The sequence below is a fragment of the Dietzia sp. 2505 genome (assembly GCF_040546785.1).
Lineage (GTDB): Bacteria > Actinomycetota > Actinomycetes > Mycobacteriales > Mycobacteriaceae > Dietzia.
The window spans coordinates 80,444-98,701 of sequence record NZ_JBEPON010000008.1; the positions used below are offsets into that span (position 1 = coordinate 80,444).

Below are 18,258 nucleotides of genomic sequence, written 5' to 3' on the forward strand. Positions count from 1 at the left end.
CGGCGCACCGGATCAGGGCCCGGTCGCGCCGTCACCGCGGGATCAGCCCCTGCAGGACCGCGAGTTGCTCAGCGGCCACCGACAGGTTCAACCGGTCCGGGTCGATCTTGGGCTTGGTGTCCCAGGGCTGCGTGACACCCGGGTAGGCGTACTCGACCCGGTCGGCGCCGCGAACGGCGGTGGGACTGCCGAACGGAACCGTGCACTCCGCGTCATAGTTCGGCGGGAAGTTCTGTTCCTGCGGGTCGAACGACGGGTCCTGCGCCCTGATCTCGTTGATGATGTCCCAGGTGCCCTCGTAGCCCTGGGTACACGGCGTGGGGTTGTCCATCTCCAGGACCAGACCGAAGTGGATGGTGCCGTCGCCCGGTGCCGCCGACAGGCCGCCGGCCGCCAGGGCCGGGAGCAGCTGCAGGAGCACCTTGAACGACGGCGCGAGCGGGTCCACGGTCTTCATGGTGGTCGACAGGTTCCCGATGGTCCGGGTGAGCGGCTCGCCGGAGTTCTCCACCAGGAACCGCGTCTCGTCGGCGAACTCGGGCCCGGTGGTGATGAGGCGCTCGAGGTCGGAGTCGGAGTCACGCAGGGCCTCGGTGACCGTACGAAGGTCGCGGGAGAAGCTGATGATCTCTGCCGACTGGTCCGCCTGGGTGTCGAGTACGGTCGCCCCGTCCCGGATGAGGGCCTGCAGCTGCGGCATGGTGCGGATCCCGGAATCGGAGATGCGGATGAGGGAGTCCGAGAGCCGCTGCAGTTGCGGTCCACGACCCTCGATCGCCGTACCCAACTCGTCGACCATCACCTCGAGGTCGTCGAGCGGCACCGACCTGGACAGCTCGTCGACCGAGGCCAGCAGGTCCTCCACGCGCACCGGCAGCGCCTCGCTGCCCGCGCTGATCACGTCGCCGTCCTTCAGATATGGCTCGGAGTACGAGTTGGGCCGCAGGTCCACGTACTGCTCGCCGATGGCGGACCGGTTGGCCACCACGGCGACGGTGTCCGCCGGGATGTCCGGGGCGCTGGAATCCAGGTCGAGTTCGACCCGTACTCCGTCGTCGGTGAGCGAGAGCTCGCCGATTCGCCCGACCGGGGTGCCGCGGTAGTTGACCGCCGCGTTGGTGAACACGCCGCCGGTGTCGGGCAGGTCCAGGTAGACCTGGTACTGGCCGATCCCGAACAACGAGGGCAGCCGCACGTAGTTGGCCCCGACGTAACTGATTCCCACTGCCGCGATCACGCAGAAGGCGATGAGCTGGGTCTTGAGTGTCTTGCTCACTGGTATCCGGGCTCCCCTGGTTCAGGCAGGTAGTTCTCGGAGAACTCCGAGGTACCCGGCGCGGGCCTGGGCGTGACAGCCCGGTCCATGATGGGCGGGATCGGCAACAGAGGCAGGACGATGGTGGTCCGCCTGTCGGGGCCGTTTCCGTTCACCCAGGGGTTGCCCGGGTCGACGTTGTACGGGCCACTCGTGGTGTTCGGGTAGAGCGGCACCGGATCGCCCTGGTTCGCACCGAGGTTTCGGAGCGTCTCGGAGATCGTCGCATCCACGGACAGGAACACGTTCGCCGAGCCGCCGACGGTCGACGGAATCGACGCGTCCGGGAACGGGAAGGTGGGGACGAACCCGGTCAGGTCGATGAGCTCAGGGGTGGACTCGCCCAGGTACTGCAGCACCGGACGCAGTGCCCGCAGGTCCGCGATGATGTCCTCCCTGCTGGTGAGCAGGATGTCGGATCCCACCTGACCGAGCGCGTCGACGCGGCGCAACATCTCCACGAGTTGGGGACGCTGCTCCTCGAGTACCGCCACACCGGCGGGCAGCTCGTCGAGAGCGGCCTGGATCTGTTCCCGCTGATCATTGGCGCGGGCCGTCATCAGGTTCACGCCCTCGAGTGCATCGGTGATGCTGTCGCGCTGCCGGTTGAGCCCGGAGATGAGCTCGTCCGCCGAGCGCAGGGTCTCGGTGAGACCCTCCTCGCGACCGTCCGTCACCGCGCGCAGCTCCGCGACGATCGGTTGGATCTGGTCCACGCCGCCGCCGTTGAGAAGCAGCGAGAGCGCACCGAGCACCTGCTCGATATCCGTGGCCGTCCGACTGTTTGACGTCGAGATCACATCGCCGTCGGACAATCTGCCGGCCGGCGGCTCATCCTCCGGAGGGGTGAGCTGGACGAACTTCTCCCCGAGCAGGTTGGTCTGCTGGACCGACGCCTCCACGTTGGAGGGCAGGTCGAGGTCGTCGCGCAGGATGATCTCCACCCGCGCCGTCCACCCGTCCTCCGCGAGCGAGACGCCCGAGACGCGTCCGGCGTCGAGACCGTTGACCTTCACGCTGGACTGGAGGACGAGGTCGAGCACATCGTCGAACTCAACGGCCACCGTGATGGGGTCGTCCCCCACATCGGCGCCACCCGGCAAGGTGTAGTCCTCGAGATCCATGGAGCAGCCGGAGGCCAGAGCGGTGACCACGGCGGCGACCCCGAGGGCTCGGACCCTGCGCCTGACGGCGGTGGGCGTGTGGCGGCTCATCCCCGACCCCCTTCCGAGGCGGGCGTCATCGGCCAGCCGTAGTTGCCCGGCACCGTTCCGGGTACGGGGATGGACTGCTTCATCTCGCCCGCCAGGATGCCGAGCGGCAGGTCGGGATTGGAGGCCCGGAGTTCGCGGTTGCGCTCCGGCGCGAGCGCCTCACACGCCTGGATGTCAGCGCGTCGCATGTTGTCCAGTTCCCTCAGCATCTGGTCTCCCGGATTGAGACGGCTCAGTGTCATGAGCGAGCACAGAACACCGGCTGGATCCTGCTTCTCCGGCAGGTTCGCGCGCATCGACAGCGAACCCGACTCGGAGTCGTAGGCGCCGATGAGGTTGGACAGGGCCAGCGGTGCCGTCTTGAGGATCTCCTCGAGATCGTCCCTCTGGTCGGCGGTGATCTGGCTGAGGGTGACGAGCCGGTCCGCGTTGCTCCGGATCACGTCCTGGTTGTCGCGGACCAACCGGGCCACGTCGGCGAGCGCGTAGCTGAGTTCACCGAGGGCGCCCTGGAGGTCCTCCCGCTGGCCCGCCACAGTCCGGTTGAACGTCGCCATCTGGGTGTTGAACTCGCGCACCTGCGCATCGTTCTGCGCGAGCATGGTGACGAAGGACTGCAGGTTGACCACGGTCTCGCTGATGTCCTGGCTCGAGTCCGCCAGCGTCGTCGCGGCCTTGGAGAGTTCGTCGATCGACCGACCGAGCGCCGCGCCGTTGCCGCCGAGGGTGTCGGCGGAGGTGGTCACGAACCGGTCGAGAGCGCCGTCCCTGTTGGCGCCGTCGGGCCCGAGCGCATCCGTGAGTCCCTTGACCGATGCGTACAGCTTGTCCACCTCGACGGGCGTCGCGGTCCGCTCGAGCGGGATGTGCGCCCCGGACTCCATGACGGGACCTCCCGAGTACGCGGGCAGGAGCTGGATGTTGCGGTCCGGGATGACCGACGGGGTCACCTGGACGGCCTTGGCGTCGGCGGGGATCTCGATACCCCTGTTGACGTGCAGCTTGACCTCGACGGTGTCGCCCATCGGGGTGACCTCGTCGACGGAGCCGACGGTCACCCCGAGGATCCGGACGTCCGTGCCCTGCGAGACGCCGACGGCCGAGGGGAAGGTCGCGGTGATGGTGGTCCGACCCATCCGCGTGACGGCGAGGTAGGTGACCGCCACGATCGCGACGACGACGACGAGGAGCAGCGCGACCAGCCAGTACGGCAGCTTCTTGTGCATCAGTTGATCCCACTCTGTCGGGCCGGCGCGCGGGCACCTGGGTAGAAGGGCGGTTCCGGGATGCCCGGCGGGACGAGGTTGGTGACCACGGAGTCGAACCAGCGACCGGTCCCCAGCATGTTGGCGTAGAGCCGGTAGAAGGGTGCCAGGTTGTGGATGGACTTCTTCAGCTCCTCCTCGTGGTCGGTGAGGACCGCCAGCGCCGAGTCGAGGCTGTCGAGGGTGGGCCCGAACTCGGCCTCGTTCTCCGCGACGAACCTCCGGAGCTCGATCGACAGACCACGGGTCGACGCCAGCACGAGCTTGAGCGCCTCCGAGCGGTCGTTGAGTTCGCCCAGGAGCTGACCGGTGCCGACGATGAGCCTCCGGAAGTCGTCGTTGCGCTCCGCGAGGATCGCCGAACTGGTCCGGGTGGCCTCGAGCAGCTCACGGAGTTCGGCGTCGCGGCTGGACAGGGTCTGGGACAGCCGGGCCACTCCGTCGACCGCTCCGCGGAACTCCTCGGGTGAGGCCTGCATCGCGTCGGTGAGCGTGTCCAGGCTCTCCGCGAGTTTCGCGTCGTCGATCTGATCGAGAGTCTCGGCGGCCGAGGAGAACGCGGTGACGACGTCGTAGGGCGCCACCGTGCGGTCGAGCGGGATCGGTTCGGACCGGTCCAACTCGCCGTTCCCCGCAGGGATGAGCGCGAGGTACTTCTGGCCGAGGACGGTCTTGACCTGGATGCTCGCCCGCGTGTCGTCCCCGAGCCAGGCGTCCTTGGCCCGGAAGCCCACGACGACCTTGTCCCCGTCGAGTTCGACGTCCGTCACCACTCCCACCTTGACGCCGGCCACACGGACCTCGTTGCCGTCCGTCAGCCCGGCCGCTTCGGAGAAGTGCGCCGAGTACTTGGGTCCGGCACCCACGAAGGGCAGCGAGTCCAGCATGAAGGCGGTCATGGTGAGGACCAGGATCACGATGACACCGACGGCGCCGATCGTGGCGTTCCCGAACCTGGGTTCACCAGGTCTGCGCTTACTCATGAGATCCCCCCATGACACCGGGGCGCCACATTGGTGTACACCGGGTGATTGAATGTCGGGCCGCCGCTCGGCAGCAGGTTGGGCACGTTCGTGCCCGGACCGCTCGCCACGTCGAGTCCACACAGATAGAACTGGAACCACGACCCGAACGACCCCATCCGGATGAGGTTGTCGGTCTTGACCGGCATGTTCTGCAGAACCGTGCTGAGCGTGTCCCGGTTCGCGGTGATGTCGTCCGTGACCAGCTTGAGGTGGTCGAGCGACTCGGTGACGCTCGGACGGGTCGCGGTGACCACGTTCTCGGCGGAGGACGTCAGATCGGCTATCGAGTCGAGCGAGCTACCGATCGCGTCGCGCTCCTCGGCCAGTCCCTCCACCAGCTGCCTGGTGGTCACCACGAGCTGCTGGAACTGGACGTCACGCTCGTTGATCGTCTGTAGGACCCGGGTGAGGTTGTCGATGACCTCTCCGATCACCTGATCACGGTCGGCGAGGTGGTTGGTGAGCTGCCCGGTCTGCTGGACCAGGCTCGTGACGGTCCCACCCTCGCCCTGCAGCACGCGGACGAGCGAGTCGGCGAGTGCGTTGACGTCCTCCGGCTGCAGGGTGGTGAACAGCGGTCGGAAACCGTTGAACAAGGCCGTGAGGTCCACGGCGGGCGAGGTGTTCTCGATTCCGATGGTCGTCCCCTCCGGCATCATCGGCGCCACCGGCCCGGGTACGCGGGTGATGTTCATGTAGCGCTGACCGATCATGTTGCGCAGCCGCAACGAGAGGTGGACGTTGGCCGGGAGGGTCCGGTCACCGGACATCGTGAAGTCCACCCTGGCCCGGTCCCGGTCGTGGATCTCGAAGCCGGTCACGTGACCCACCACGACCCCGGCGATACGGACGTCGTCGCCCTCCTCGAGCATCGTCACGTCGGAGAAGATCGCGGAGTACTCCGTCCCGGCATCGCGGGTGCCACCGCGGATGGTGGTCGCGAGGACCGTGCTCAGCAGGATGGTGACCACCACGAAGATCGTCAGCTTGACGAACGACCCCAGGACGCCACCGCGGAAGAGTGCCTTGATCTTGGTGCTCATCGGAAGCTCACCTCCGCCCCGCGGAGAGCAGGAGCGCCGATTCCGCCGATCCAGGCGGGGATCTCCCCTGCGTCGCGCGAGGTCGCGACGCCGTAGACGGTGCGGACGGTGTCGGTCTCCAGCGGTGACCCGGCGTACGCCATCGCCATGACGTCCCGATCCCGACCCGCGGTGACGGTGGAGGGGAACGGCAGGTTGGGTTGCTCGGGGACGGCCCTACCCGGCGCAGCGGGCACGGACCCGCGGGTCCGCAGACCGGGGACCGGACCGTCCTGGTCGAGCGGGTTGGGCAGGGTGGGGATGAACTCCGGCCCGGGGTTGCGGGTGGGAGGTTGGTAGGCACCGTCGGCGATGGCGCCGCCGGGCGCCGAGCCGAAGTTCTGTGGCGCCACCGCCGGTTCGTAGCACCGCGGGCCACGGGTGTCGAAGAATCGCGGTTCGTCCTGATTGGGCACGTAGCGACCCTTGGGGTTGACCACCTCGATGGTCACCCGGATACCCGGGTTCGGGGTACCGACACCGAGGATCGCGTCGGAGCGATCAAGGGCGGTCATGAACTGCTCGACAGTGCACGGCAGGGCGGGCGAGTACTCGGCGAGATACTCGAGCGACGTCCTGGAATCGACGGCGAGGGCGATGAGGTCGTTGCGGTTGGCGGCGAGGAAGCCCGTGAGGACCTCAGCCGAGGTGCTGACCCGTTGTAGCCCGTCCGCGATGTCGGTCCGCCGCTGGATCACGGTGTCACCGGTCGTGCGGAGGGCGTCGAGCGCGTTGATGAGGTCGGGCAGGGCCTCGGAGTAGGTCTGGGAGAAGGTCGCGAGATCCTCGATCCCGGCCTCCAGCGCCGGCATCTCCTGGGTGATGCCGTCGAATACCTGGCCGATCTCCACGATGCTCGCCCCGATCTCGTCGCCCCGCCCCGACAGGGCCTGGTTGAGTGCCCCGAGCGTGCCGGCGAGCTTCTCCGGCGGGACGGCCTCCAGGACCGGGAGCAGACCGTCGAGTACGCGCCCGAGTTCGACGGCGTTACCGCGGGTGTCCTGTTCGATCGTGGCGCCGGGCTCTATGGTCCCCACGGGCTGCTCGGGGAAACCGAGGTCGACATACCGCTCACCGAAGAGCGTCTTGGGGAGCATCCTTCCGTTGACGTTGGCCGGGAGCTGGTCGATGAACGCCGGATCGAACTCCATGTTCACGCGGACCTTGTCCCCCTCGGGCTCGACCCCGGAGACGCGACCGACCAGGACGCCGCGCGCCTTGACGTCGGCGTCGTTGGGTAGTGCGTAGGCCATGTCGTCCGCGATCATCGTGACGCTGTCCGAGGCCGTGAACGCACGGTTGTAGATGGCGATGGTGGTGCCGACGAAGGCCAGGACGATGACGAGGAACAGCGCGGCCAACAGGCGCTTGGAGGTGGTCGAGAGCTCGTTCATCCCGCCACCCGCACCGTCGTGGTCGTACCCCAGAGAGCCAGTCCGACAAAGAAGTTGAGAATCGCGACCACGACGATCGTCGTCCGGACCGCGCGACCCACCGCCACGCCCACCCCGGCGGGACCGCCACTCGCGGTGAAACCGTAGAAGCAGTGGATCATCACCAGGACGAAGGCGAAGATGATCACCTTGATGAACGAGTAGATCACGTCTTCCGGTGGCAGGAAGAGGTGGAAGTAGTGGTCGAACGACCCCGTGGACTGACCCTGCAACATCGTGTTGACGCCCCGTGTCGCCAGGTAGGACGACAGCAGACCCACCACGTACAGCGGGATGACCGCGATGAACCCGGCGATGATCCGTGTGGTGACGAGGTACGGCACGCTGGGGATCGCCATGACCTCGAGGGCGTCGATCTCCTCGGAGATCCGCATCGCGCCGAGCTGAGCGGTGAAACCGCACCCGACGGTGGCCGACAGCGCCAGGGCGGCCACCAGCGGCGCGACCTCGCGGGTGTTGACGTAGGCCGAGAGGAAACCGGTCAGGACCGAGCTGCCGATCTGATCCAGCGCGGCGTAGCCCTGGAGGCCCACGACGACACCGGTGAACCCGCTCATCATGACGATCACGCCGATGGTCCCGCCGAGCACCGCGAGCACTCCGACGCCGAAGGTCACCTCGGCGATCAGGCGCAGGACCTCTTTCCGGTAGTGCACGAGCGTCTGCGGGATCCAACGGATCGCCCGCAGATGGAACGCGAGCTGGTCACCCAGACTGTCGAACGAGCTGACCGGGCCGCGCACCAGGGCCCGGAGCCGGGCCCTGGTGGGCCCGACGTCGGTGAAGATCGCCATCACGACCCCTTCGGAGGAACGATCTGCAGGTACATCGCAGTGAGGATCAGGTTGGCGAAGAACAGTAGGAGGAAGGTCAGGACCACTCCGAGGTTGACGGCGTCGCCGACCCCCTTGGGACCGCCCTTGGGATTCATGCCGCAGTACGAGGCGACGACGCCCGCGATGAGTCCGAACACCAGGGCCTTGAACGAGGACATGATGAAGTCGGGTAACTGGGCGAGCGCACCGAAGGACATGAGGTAGGCGCCCGGGGTGCCGCCCTGCAACAGGATGTTGAACACGTAACCGCCGGCGATCCCGACGATCGACACCAGTCCGTTGAGCAGCACCGCGACGAGCATCATGCCGAGTACGCGCGGGACCACGAGCCGCTGGACGGGGTCGATCCCGAGGACCCTCATGGCGTCGAGTTCCTCACGGATGGTCCGGGCACCGAGGTCGGCGGCCACGGCCGATCCGGCGGCGCCGGCGATCAACAGTGAGGTCACCAGTGGCGCTCCCTGCTGGACCACCGCGAGCACGCCGGTCGCACCGGTGTACGCCTCTGCCCCGAGTTGCTGGACCAGCGAACCCGTCTGCATCGCCACGACCGCCCCGAAGGGGATCGCGACCAGTGCCGACGGCAGGATCGTGACCGAGGCGATGAACCACGACTGACTGATGAACTCCCGGAACTGGAACGGCCTCCTGAAGATCCCACGAATCACCTCGAGGAAGAGGCGGAACACCGCGCCCGCCCCACCGATCGCACCCCGGACGCCGCCTCCCACGTCCGCCGGAGACACACCGGTCCTCACCTTGGGTTGCTGAGTCGCACCCTCCGCCATTTACTTCCCCCGACCTCTCCGGTGTCCTCAGTTCTCGTCGGACCCGTAGTGGTCGTCGATGCCTGTCGTCGATGTGCTGTCCCCGGTGCTCCTGGTGGTGGCACCGGCCGTCGCCGCCGCGGCGTGCTTGCCGTTGCCGCCGTGGCCGCGGGACGCCCACTCGGCCCGGATGGCCTCCTGCGCGCTGTCGGGGAGTGTGTCCATCATGTCGGCCACACGCTTCTCACGGCGGATCTCGCCCTTGCGCTCGGGACCGCCGGGGGTCGGCTGCATCTGCGGCGGGACCCCCGTCACCTCGTCCTCGCCCGGGGAGCCGTCGTTGTGGCCGGCGTCGGCCTGCGCCTGCTCCTCGCGCATCTGCGCGTCGTCCTTCTCCTCGGACATGCCGATCGGACCCAGTTTGGATCCGCGGAGGAACTGACGGACCGAGGGTTCCTCGCTCGTCAGCAGGACCTCGCGCGGGCCGAACATGACGAGCTTCTTGCGGTACAGCATGCCCAGGTTGTCCGGCACGGTCCGCGCGAGGTTGATGTTGTGCGTCACGATGAGGATGGTGGCGTCGATCTGCGCGTTGATGTCGATCAACAACTGCGCGAGGTAGGTCGTGCGGACCGGGTCGAGACCCGAGTCGGGCTCGTCGACCAGGATGATCTCGGGGTCCAGCACGAGTGCGCGGGCGAGGCCGGCGCGCTTGCGCATACCGCCGGAGATCTCACCCGGGAGCTTGCCCTCCGCACCGGTGAGACCGGTCAGCTCGAGCTTCTCCATGACGACGTCCCGGATCTCGCTCTCCGACTTGCGGGTGTGCTCGCGCAGCGGGAAGGCCACGTTGTCGTAGAGGTCCATCGACCCGAAGAGCGCGCCGTCCTGGAACAGGACACCGAACAGCTTCCGGATCTCGTAGAGCTCCTTGGCGGTGCACTGGAGGATGTCCGTGCCGTCGATGATGATCTGACCGCGCTCGGGCCGCAGGAGCCCGATGAGCGACTTCAGGAACACCGACTTACCGGTGCCGGATGGACCCAGGAGCGCGCTCACCTCCCCCTCGGGAAGGGTGAACGAGACGTCCTCCCAGATCTTCTGCGAACCGAAGGACTTCGTCAGACCCTCGACAGATATCTCGATACCCACGTCACCACTCCTCACTGCAGCCATCATCTGTGGCCACGGTCACTGTAAACTACCGCTCGGAGCGCGTGCTTCGTTACATACCGATAAGTAATGTATCGCAACGAACCTCGTCGGACCGACCTGCAGAAATGCCGAAGGGGCGGTCCGGCGACATCGCCGGACCGCCCTTCACGAGACGTGGTGCGTCAGATCACTTGAGCGAGACCTTGGCGCCGGCCTCTTCGAGCTTGGTCTTGGCAGCCTCGGCGGACTCCTTGTCGGCCTTCTCGATGATCGCCTTGGGAGCGGACTCGACGAGGTCCTTGGCCTCCTTGAGGCCCAGGCCCGAGACGATCTCGCGGACGACCTTGATCACGCCGATCTTCTTCTCGCCGGCCGACTCGAGGACGACGTCGAACTCGTCCTGCTCGGCGGCGGCCTCGGCGGCGGCCGGGGCGGCGGCCGCGGCGGCGACCGGAGCGGCCGCGGTGACCTCGAAGGTGTCCTCGAACAGCTTCACGAACTCGGAGAGCTCGAGAAGAGTCATCTCCTTGAAGGCCTCGAGCAGCTCGTCGTTGCTGAGCTTCGCCATGGTGGCGTCCTTTCATTTGGTCCCGGCACCGTCATACGACACCGGAAGCGTGTGGGGTGTGTCAGTTCTTCTTGTCTTCGAGCGCCGCGAACAGACGTGCCAGCTGCGAGGCGGGCGCGTTGAACAGGCCGGCGGCCTTGGCCTGGTTGCCCTTGAGCGCACCGGCCATCTTCGCGAGGAGGACCTCGCGGGACTCGAGCTCGGCGATCTTGTCGAGTTCGGCGGCGGACAGCGTGGCGCCGTCCATGACACCACCCTTGACGATGAGCGCCTTGTTGTCCTTGGTGAAGTTCTTGAGCGCCTTGGCGGCGTCCACGACCTCACCGGTGACGAACGCGATGGCGGTGGGGCCGGTCAGGAGGTCGTCGAGACCCTCGACACCGGCTTCCTTCGCCGCACGCTTGACCAGGGTGTTCTTGGCCACGGTGTACGTGGCCGAGTCACCCAGAGCCTTGCGCAGCGCGGTGACCTGCGGAACGGAGAGTCCGCGGTATTCGGTGACCACGGCCGTGGTGGAGTTCTGGAAGTGCTCCTTGATCTCCTCGACGGCCTGGACCTTTGCGGGCTTTGCCATGTTTCGCCTCCTCTCTGCTTCTCACTGCCGGGAAATGCACGAACGCCCCGGGCGCAGGCGGCACGGGGCGTGGAGGAGGCGGGCACGGTGACGTGCCATTTCCTACACTGACCGGTGTTCTCCTGCGCGGGCCGTCCGGGCGCTCCCGGACACTTCGACCGCCCCCGGCGGGGGCGGTGACCTGCGGTCTTCGGTGAAACTTGATCAGGTGCCCGACGGGGCGAGCCGTCGGGCGTTCAAACTTCCTCATCAGGGTATAGGCGGCGGTGCGTCACCGCCAAATCGGCGGGCCACCGGGGAATGGCGGGTCGGGCGTGTTTCTGACACTGTTGTGCCGTGCCTCCTGCCTCGTCCCGCGTCGCCGTCATATACAACCCCATCAAAGCCGGTGTCGATGGGGTCCGTCGCCGCACGGCCGAGAGGGCGGCTCTGCACGGATGGACCGATCCGGTGTTCTACGAGACCACCGAGGAGGATCCGGGCATGGGTCAGGCCGAGGAGGCCGCCGCGAGCGGCGTGGGCCTGGTGCTCGCCTGCGGCGGCGACGGCACCGTGCGTTCGGTCGCCCAGGGTCTCGTCGGTACCGGCATCCCCATGGGCGTGGTGCCTCTCGGCACCGGCAACCTGCTCGCCCGGAATCTCGACATCCCGTTGGACGACGTCGACCGCGCGGTCCGCGTGGCGATGAGCGGCCGGAGCCGGGGCGTGGACCTCGGCCTGGTCCGGTACACCGACGGCGAGGGGCACACCCACGACGACGTCTTCCTCGTCATGCTCGGCGCGGGCATGGACGCGGACATGATCGCCGGCACCCACGACGGCCTCAAGGCCCGGGTGGGATGGCTCGCCTACGTGGGGGCCTTCGCCAACACACTGCTGCGCGGCCACCGGATCAGGGTGGAGTACTCGCTCGACGACGGACCGGAGATCCACACCCGGGCCCGGACCCTGCTGGTGGCCAACTGCGGGATGCTCCAGGCCGGGATGATCCTCCTGCCCGACGCCGTGATCGACGACGGTCTCCTCGATGTGTTGGCGTTGCGGGCCAAGGGCGCCCTCGGGTGGGTCCAGGCCGGCGCGGTACTGGTCCACCACACCTTCCAGCACCAGCTCACCCCGGCACTGCGGAGGGGTTCCTCCCACGTCGAGGGCAAGGAACGACACCAGACCCGGCCACTGGACTTCCGTCAGGGCGAGGCGGTCTCGGCCCGGATCCTGGAGAAGCCCGCGTCGTTCCAGATCGACGGCGAGGAGTGCGGAACCGTCACCGAGTTCTCGGCGTGGATCAAGCGTCGGGGACTCACGGTGCGTGTCGCCCACTGACCCTGGCGGTTCGTTCTCCAGGGGTCGCGCCGCTCCGGTGGCGCCGCCGGGCCGGGGACGGGTGGTCACTCCGCCCGGGCTGGGTAGCGTGTGGGTCGAGGAGACCGCCCGCCCGGGTACCGGGTGAGGGGTTCACACGGTGGGTGCGACCAACTCGCACGGCGTACTGGCGGGGGCGTGCCATGGAGACAGTCGACGGACAGGGGCGGTCCGGGACCGGGCCGCTGGCGGGCATGCTCGTGGTGGAGCTCGGCACGCTGATCGCGGGCCCGTTCGCCGGCCGGCTGTTGGGGGACATGGGCGCACGGGTCGTCAAGATCGAGGATCCCGGGCGCCCCGACCCCCTGCGGACCTGGGGCCAGGGCGAGCGCGACGGCCGCCGCCACTTCTGGACCGTCCACGCGCGCAACAAGGAGTCGATCACCCTCGACCTGCGGTGCCCGGACGGCGCGGCGATCTTCCTCGACCTGGTCGCCCGTGCGGACGTCGTGGTGGAGAACTTCCGTCCGGGCACCCTGGAGAAGTGGGGGCTCGGGCCGGACCGCCTGCACGAGGTCAACCCCGGCCTGGTGGTCGGTCGGGTCTCCGGATACGGCCAGACCGGGCCCCAGGCCACCCGCGCCGGTTACGCCTCGGTCGCCGAGGGTGTCTCGGGGCTGCGGCACCTCAACGGGTTCCCGGACCGTCCGCCGCCCCGGATGGCCCTGTCGATCGGCGATACCCTCGGTGGGATGTTCGCCGTGCAGGGGATTCTCGCGGCGCTGCTCGCCCGCACCGCCACCGGGCGCGGACAGGTGGTCGACGTGGCCCTCACGGAGTCCTGCCTGGCCGTACAGGAGTCGGTGATCCCCGACTTCGACGCGGCGGGAGTGGTGCGCGGCCCGTCCGGAACGCGTCTGGAGGGGATCGCCCCGTCGAACCTCTACCGCGCGTCGGACGGGGTGTGGGTGATCATCGCCGCCAACCAGGACACCGTGTTCCGCCGGTTGTGCTCGGCGATGGGCCGTCCCGAGCTCGCCGCGGACCCGCGTTTCGCCGACCACCACGCGCGCGGGGTGCACCAGGACCAGATCGACCAGATCATCGCCGACTGGGCCGCGGAGCGGACGGCCGGGGAGGTCGCCACCGTCTTGGAGGCCGCCGGCGTCGTGGTGGGTCCCGTGAACACCGTCGCGGACGTGGTGCGGGACGAGCAGTTCCTCGCACGCGGGATGCTCGTGCCACACACCGTGCCCGGCGTGGACGACACGGTGCTCGGACCAGGGGTCGTGCCCGTGCTGGACGCCACGCCCGGTTCGGTGCGTCGCGGCGGGACCCCGGAACCCGGCTGGGACAACCGGGTGGTCTATTCCGAGCTGCTCGGCCTCGACGACGAACACCTGGCCGACCTGGCCGCGCGCGGCGTCATCTGAGCGCCGTAGCGCCTCACGTCGTCGGCAGGGTCCAGTCGAACTCGCGGCCGTTGCCGTGCGCCCCCGCCGAGGCCCGCGAGCGCGACCGCTCGCCCAACTCGGCCAGCATCCGGTCACCCGCCCGCACCAGGTCGTGGAATCCCTCCGGATCCAACCAGTCCGGCCGGAGGGCGAACAGCACGTCCTCGGTGGCGGTGTTGCCGGAGGCCCCGGGCGCGAAGGGGCAGCCGCCGAGCCCGCCCAGGGCCGAGTCGATCATCCCTGCGCCCGCCGCCACCGCGGCCAGGGAGTTGGCGACCCCCATCCCCCACGTGTCGTGGCCGTGGAAGACGATGCGACGACCGGCAGCCGGTCCGGCAGCGGCCGCGACCAGGTCGCCGACCTGTCGCGGATGCGCCTGTCCGAGAGTGTCCGCCAACACCACGTCGACCGTCCCGGCGCCGCGCGGATCCGCGATCAACTCCAGGACCCGACCGGGAACGACCGGCCCGGTGATCGGACAGGTGAAGGCGGTGGCCAGGCAGAGCTGGACCTCGCCGCCGACGGCGTCGGCTGCCCGCACCGCCTCGGGCAGCGCGGCCATGCTCGTCTCGACGTCCCGGCCGATGTTGGCCCGGTTGTGCGCGTCCGTCACCGACAGGCAGTACTGGAAGCGCCGCACCCCGGCGTCGGCGGCGCGCCGCACCTGACCGGGCGTGGCCACCCATACCCAACAGCGGTCCCGCTCGGCCCCGTCCAGGGCGCCGATCACGTCGAGCGTGTCGGCGAGCGCCGGGACGAGGTCCGGTCTTGCCATCGACCCCACCTCGAGTTCGGGAACGCCGGACCTGAGCAGCGTGCGGACGAGTTCCACCTTGCCGGCGGTACTCAGTCGCCCCACCGTCAACTGAAGTCCGTCCCTCAGGGCGACGTCGCGCACTGCCACGTCTCCGCTGGACCGCGTGTTCATGGGGTCGTCCTTCCGCATCCGGGACCGCCAGGTGGTGCGGTGTGCTGGCTCCCACGGCGGCCTGGGGATCCTGGCGATGACGGTACCCGCGGGGGCGGCCGGACGGCGTCACGGCCGGGGGTGTGACCGCCGGGGGCGTGACCGCCGGGGTGTGACCGCCGGGGGCGTGACGGCCAGGGGCATCCCCGACAGCGAAGGGCCCCGCGCCGTGAACGGTCGCGGGGCCCTTCTGCCGGGGGATCAACTCACTGGGAGTCGGTGCCCGCCTCGAGGAGCTTGGAGATCGCCGAGGTGTCGACCGGGATGCCGGGTCCGGTCGTGGTGGACACGGTGATCTTCTGCAGGTAGCGGCCCTTGGAGGAAGACGGCTTGAGACGCATGACCTCGTCGATCGCGGCCTGGTAGTTCTCCGTGAGCTGCTCGGTGGAGAACGAGGCCTTGCCCACGATGAAGTGCAGGTTGTTGGCCTTGTCGGTGCGGAAGGTGACCTTGCCGCCCTTGATGTCGCTGACGGCCTTGGTCACGTCCATGGTGACGGTGCCCGTCTTGGGGTTCGGCATGAGGCCACGCGGGCCGAGCACGCGGGCCACACGGCCGACCTTGGCCATCTGGTCCGGGGTGGCGATCGCGGCGTCGAAGTCGAGCCAGCCGCCCTGGATCCGCTCGATGAGGTCATCGGAGCCCACGACGTCGGCGCCGGCGGCCTCGGCCTCGGTGGCCTTCTCGCCCGCGGCGAAGACGATGACGCGGGCGGTCTTACCGGTACCGTTGGGAAGATTCACGGTGCCACGGACCATCTGGTCCGCCTTGCGGGAGTCGACGCCAAGTCGCATGGCGACCTCGACGGTGGCGTCCATCTTCGTCGAGGAGGTGTCCTTGGCCAGTGCCAGGGCATCCAGAGGCGAGTACAGCTTGGTGCGGTCGACCTTGTCAGCTGCGGCCTTGTAGGCCTTGCTGTTCTTGCTCATGAGAGTTCCATTCCTGCCGCGTGTTCTCTGCGACGGTCGGGTGTGGTGCGGGCCTGAGCTGCCCTCCCACGATTACGTGTGGTGGTGGAGGTCAGGCCTCGACCGTGATGCCCATGGAGCGGGCGGTGCCGGCGATGATCTTCGCGGCCTGGTCGACGTCGTTGGCGTTGAGGTCTTCCATCTTGGTCTGCGCGATCTCGCGGACCTGGTCCATGGAGACCTTGCCGACCTTGGCGGAGTGCGGCGTGCCCGAACCCTTCTGCAGGCCGGCGGCCTTCAGCAGGAGCTTGGCGGCCGGCGGCGTCTTGAGCTTGAAGTCGAAAGAACGGTCCTCGTAGACCGTGATCTCGACCGGCACGACGTTCCCGCGCTGGTTCTCGGTGGCTGCGTTGTAGGCCTTGCAGAACTCCATGATGTTGACACCATGGGCACCCAGAGCCGGGCCGACCGGCGGTGCCGGGTTGGCTGCGCCGGCATTGATCTGGAGCTTGATCAGCCCTGAGACCTTCTTCTTCTTCGGAGGCATCGTCTTCCTGATTCTTCGACTGGATCTCGGCTCCACGCTGTACACGTGGGAGGCCGACTGTCGTGTGCGCCGCCCCCGCTGGCCCGCCCGTCGGGCAGGGCGTGCGGTGGCGCAGGCGCAACCTTGGAGAGTCTACGTGCAACGTCCGCGCAACAACTAATCCAACATCCGCACAACAACTAACCCGGTTGTCGTGCCGATGCACTGACCCGGAAACGACGGAACCCGCCGGGCGCGATGTGCGCGGGGCGGGCCGTCGGGGTGATCGCGCGGGTCAGTCGATCTTCTCCACCTGGGAGAATCCGAGCTCCACCGGGGTCTCGCGACCGAAGATGGACACGAGCACCTTGAGCTTCTGCGAGGTCGGGTCGACCTCGGAGATGCTGGCGGGCAGGGTGGCGAACGGTCCGTCCATGACGGTGACCGACTCGCCGACCGTGAACTCCACCTCGACGGTCTGCGGGACCAGTCCACCGTCGGCCTCGCCACCGGGGCTGGCGGCCTTCTTCTCCGGCTTGGGGGCCAGGAACTTGGCCACGTCGCTCAGCGAGAGCGGGGTGGGCGCACCGGCCGCACCGCCGGTCGCACTGACGAACCCGGTCACGCCGGGGGTGTTGCGGACGACACCCCACGACTCGTCGTCGAGGTCCATGCGGACCAGGACGTAGCCGGGCAGGACCTTGCGGTTGGCGACCTTCTTCTGGCCGTTCTTGACCTCGGTGTACTCCTCGATCGGGACCTCGACCTGGTAGATCTTGTCCTCCGCGCCGAGGGTGACGGCACGGGTCTCGAGGTTGGCCTTCACCTTGTTCTCGTACCCGGCGTACGAGTGGACGACGAACCAGTCGCCGGGGAGCTTGCGCAGCTGGCGCTTGAAGGCGATGACCGGGTCGATCGCGGGGGCCGCCTCCTCGGCGGGGGCCTCGGCCGAATCGGACTCGTCGGATCCCTCCGCGGCGTCGGCCTCATCGCGCACGTCGGCGTCCTCGTCGTCGGCCTCATCGGTGCCGGCGACAGCGTCGATGGCGTCCGCCACGGCCTCGGCGGTCGGCGGGACCGCGACGTCGGAGGGGTCCGCGGAGGTGTCACCGAGCACCGCATCCGCCGCGGTCTCGGCCTGCTCGGCGGCAGCCGGGCTCTGCTCGACGTCCTCGGACTCGGGGCTCTGCTCGATGTCGCTCACTGAAATTGCGGTCCTCTCGAAGTTCGGCGGTCCGGGTCTAGTCCCGGACCTCCAGCGGCGGGTGTCAGCGGTCGAAGACGAGCTCGACGAGCTTGCCCGCGCCGAAGTCGACGCCGGAGACCAGCGCGGTCATGAAGATCAGGAACAGGAACACCACGATGGTGTAGGTGACCATCTGGTTACGCGTGGGCCAGATGACCTTGCGCAGCTCCTCGATGACCTGCCCGATGTACTGGAACGGATTCGCGCGGTTGGCCCGCGTGTCCTCCGCGGTGTCCGCATCGGTGCGGACACGATTGGCGACGGTGGTGTCGCTCCGGCCGGCTTTGCCTGTCGGAACGGCGGCACCGGTGGGGCCGGCCGCGCCGTCGGAACCGCGCGCGCCGCTGGTGTCGTCGTCGCGATCCTGACTCACGCGTTACCTCCGGGTCGACTGTGGCTGGCGGGAAGGGCAGGGGCGACAGGACTTGAACCTGCAACCTGCGGTTTTGGAGACCGCTGCTCTGCCAATTGAGCTACGCCCCTTCGGCCGGTCTCCCGGCCACCCGTGCCGTCTCACGAATCGCGGACCGCACGAACGCCTCGACTCTACAGTGTCGGCGGCTGCCTCAGGCAGCGTGGGCCGCGACCGCGGGCGGTCGG

The 18,258-nt window shown here is 68.4% G+C and carries 18 protein-coding genes and 1 tRNA gene; 2 read left to right on the plus strand and 17 right to left on the minus strand.

Annotated elements, in window-relative coordinates:
- Positions 1 to 31: 31 nt before the first annotated feature.
- The 11 genes from ABIE38_RS14910 to rplJ form a co-directional block, all read right to left on the minus strand.
- Complete coding sequence (locus tag ABIE38_RS14910) at positions 32 to 1,276, minus strand: MCE family protein (RefSeq protein ID WP_354057576.1); 1,245 nt, start codon at positions 1,274 to 1,276, stop codon at positions 32 to 34.
- Complete coding sequence (locus ABIE38_RS14915) at positions 1,273 to 2,529, minus strand: MCE family protein (RefSeq protein ID WP_354057577.1); 1,257 nt, start codon at positions 2,527 to 2,529, stop codon at positions 1,273 to 1,275. Before ABIE38_RS14915 ends, ABIE38_RS14910 begins: the two co-directional genes overlap by 4 nt.
- On the minus strand, positions 2,526 to 3,755 hold the full coding sequence (locus ABIE38_RS14920) for an MCE family protein (RefSeq protein WP_354057578.1): 1,230 nt from the start codon (positions 3,753 to 3,755) through the stop codon (positions 2,526 to 2,528). The genes ABIE38_RS14915 and ABIE38_RS14920 overlap by 4 nt, the downstream gene beginning before the upstream one ends.
- Positions 3,755 to 4,777 (minus strand): MCE family protein, encoded by a 1,023-nt coding sequence (locus tag ABIE38_RS14925; protein ID WP_354057579.1) that lies wholly within the window; start codon positions 4,775 to 4,777, stop codon positions 3,755 to 3,757. The genes ABIE38_RS14920 and ABIE38_RS14925 overlap by 1 nt, the downstream gene beginning before the upstream one ends.
- On the minus strand, positions 4,774 to 5,862 hold the full coding sequence (locus ABIE38_RS14930) for an MCE family protein (RefSeq protein WP_354057580.1): 1,089 nt from the start codon (positions 5,860 to 5,862) through the stop codon (positions 4,774 to 4,776). Before ABIE38_RS14930 ends, ABIE38_RS14925 begins: the two co-directional genes overlap by 4 nt.
- Positions 5,859 to 7,295, minus strand: coding sequence for an MCE family protein (locus ABIE38_RS14935; RefSeq protein WP_354057581.1), 1,437 nt, complete (start codon positions 7,293 to 7,295; stop codon positions 5,859 to 5,861). The genes ABIE38_RS14930 and ABIE38_RS14935 overlap by 4 nt, the downstream gene beginning before the upstream one ends.
- Positions 7,292 to 8,149, minus strand: a complete 858-nt coding sequence (locus tag ABIE38_RS14940; RefSeq protein WP_107746647.1) for an MlaE family ABC transporter permease — start codon at positions 8,147 to 8,149, stop codon at positions 7,292 to 7,294. Before ABIE38_RS14940 ends, ABIE38_RS14935 begins: the two co-directional genes overlap by 4 nt.
- On the minus strand, positions 8,149 to 8,979 hold the full coding sequence (locus ABIE38_RS14945) for an MlaE family ABC transporter permease (protein ID WP_354057582.1): 831 nt from the start codon (positions 8,977 to 8,979) through the stop codon (positions 8,149 to 8,151). The genes ABIE38_RS14940 and ABIE38_RS14945 overlap by 1 nt, the downstream gene beginning before the upstream one ends.
- Before the next feature lie 27 nt (positions 8,980 to 9,006).
- Positions 9,007 to 10,110, minus strand: a complete 1,104-nt coding sequence (locus tag ABIE38_RS14950) for an ABC transporter ATP-binding protein (RefSeq protein ID WP_354057583.1) — start codon at positions 10,108 to 10,110, stop codon at positions 9,007 to 9,009.
- 190 nt (positions 10,111 to 10,300) lie between these two features.
- The gene (rplL, locus tag ABIE38_RS14955) at positions 10,301 to 10,681 is read right to left on the minus strand and encodes a 50S ribosomal protein L7/L12 (RefSeq protein WP_107746167.1); all 381 of its coding nucleotides are present in this window, start codon (positions 10,679 to 10,681) and stop codon (positions 10,301 to 10,303) included.
- 61 nt (positions 10,682 to 10,742) lie between these two features.
- Positions 10,743 to 11,255 (minus strand): 50S ribosomal protein L10, encoded by a 513-nt coding sequence (rplJ, locus tag ABIE38_RS14960; protein ID WP_354057584.1) that lies wholly within the window; start codon positions 11,253 to 11,255, stop codon positions 10,743 to 10,745.
- 336 nt (positions 11,256 to 11,591) lie between these two features.
- Here rplJ and ABIE38_RS14965 point away from each other — a divergent pair, with 336 nt between their 5' ends.
- Both ABIE38_RS14965 and ABIE38_RS14970 read left to right on the plus strand, forming a co-directional pair.
- A complete protein-coding gene (locus ABIE38_RS14965; protein WP_354057585.1) occupies positions 11,592 to 12,578 on the plus strand; it encodes a diacylglycerol/lipid kinase family protein in 987 nt (328 codons plus the stop codon).
- A gap of 182 nt (positions 12,579 to 12,760) precedes the next feature.
- Entirely contained in the window at positions 12,761 to 13,990 is a 1,230-nt protein-coding gene (locus tag ABIE38_RS14970; RefSeq protein WP_354057586.1) for a CaiB/BaiF CoA transferase family protein, read from the plus strand.
- 13 nt (positions 13,991 to 14,003) lie between these two features.
- Here the strand turns inward: ABIE38_RS14970 and ABIE38_RS14975 are convergent, their stop codons facing one another.
- The 6 genes from ABIE38_RS14975 to ABIE38_RS15000 form a co-directional block, all read right to left on the minus strand.
- Positions 14,004 to 14,939 (minus strand): hydroxymethylglutaryl-CoA lyase-like TIM-barrel protein, encoded by a 936-nt coding sequence (locus ABIE38_RS14975; RefSeq protein ID WP_354057587.1) that lies wholly within the window; start codon positions 14,937 to 14,939, stop codon positions 14,004 to 14,006.
- Between the two features lie 245 nt (positions 14,940 to 15,184).
- A complete protein-coding gene (rplA, locus tag ABIE38_RS14980; RefSeq protein WP_354057588.1) occupies positions 15,185 to 15,907 on the minus strand; it encodes a 50S ribosomal protein L1 in 723 nt (240 codons plus the stop codon).
- A gap of 91 nt (positions 15,908 to 15,998) precedes the next feature.
- Positions 15,999 to 16,433: a 50S ribosomal protein L11 gene (rplK, locus tag ABIE38_RS14985; protein WP_095717641.1), complete on the minus strand. Its 435-nt coding sequence runs from the start codon at positions 16,431 to 16,433 to the stop codon at positions 15,999 to 16,001.
- A 274-nt stretch (positions 16,434 to 16,707) separates the two neighbouring features.
- A complete protein-coding gene (nusG, locus tag ABIE38_RS14990) occupies positions 16,708 to 17,616 on the minus strand; it encodes a transcription termination/antitermination protein NusG (protein ID WP_354057589.1) in 909 nt (302 codons plus the stop codon).
- A gap of 64 nt (positions 17,617 to 17,680) precedes the next feature.
- Positions 17,681 to 18,031, minus strand: coding sequence for a preprotein translocase subunit SecE (gene secE / locus ABIE38_RS14995; RefSeq protein ID WP_354057590.1), 351 nt, complete (start codon positions 18,029 to 18,031; stop codon positions 17,681 to 17,683).
- A gap of 37 nt (positions 18,032 to 18,068) precedes the next feature.
- Positions 18,069 to 18,141, minus strand: a tRNA-Trp gene (locus ABIE38_RS15000).
- Positions 18,142 to 18,258 lie beyond the last annotated feature (117 nt).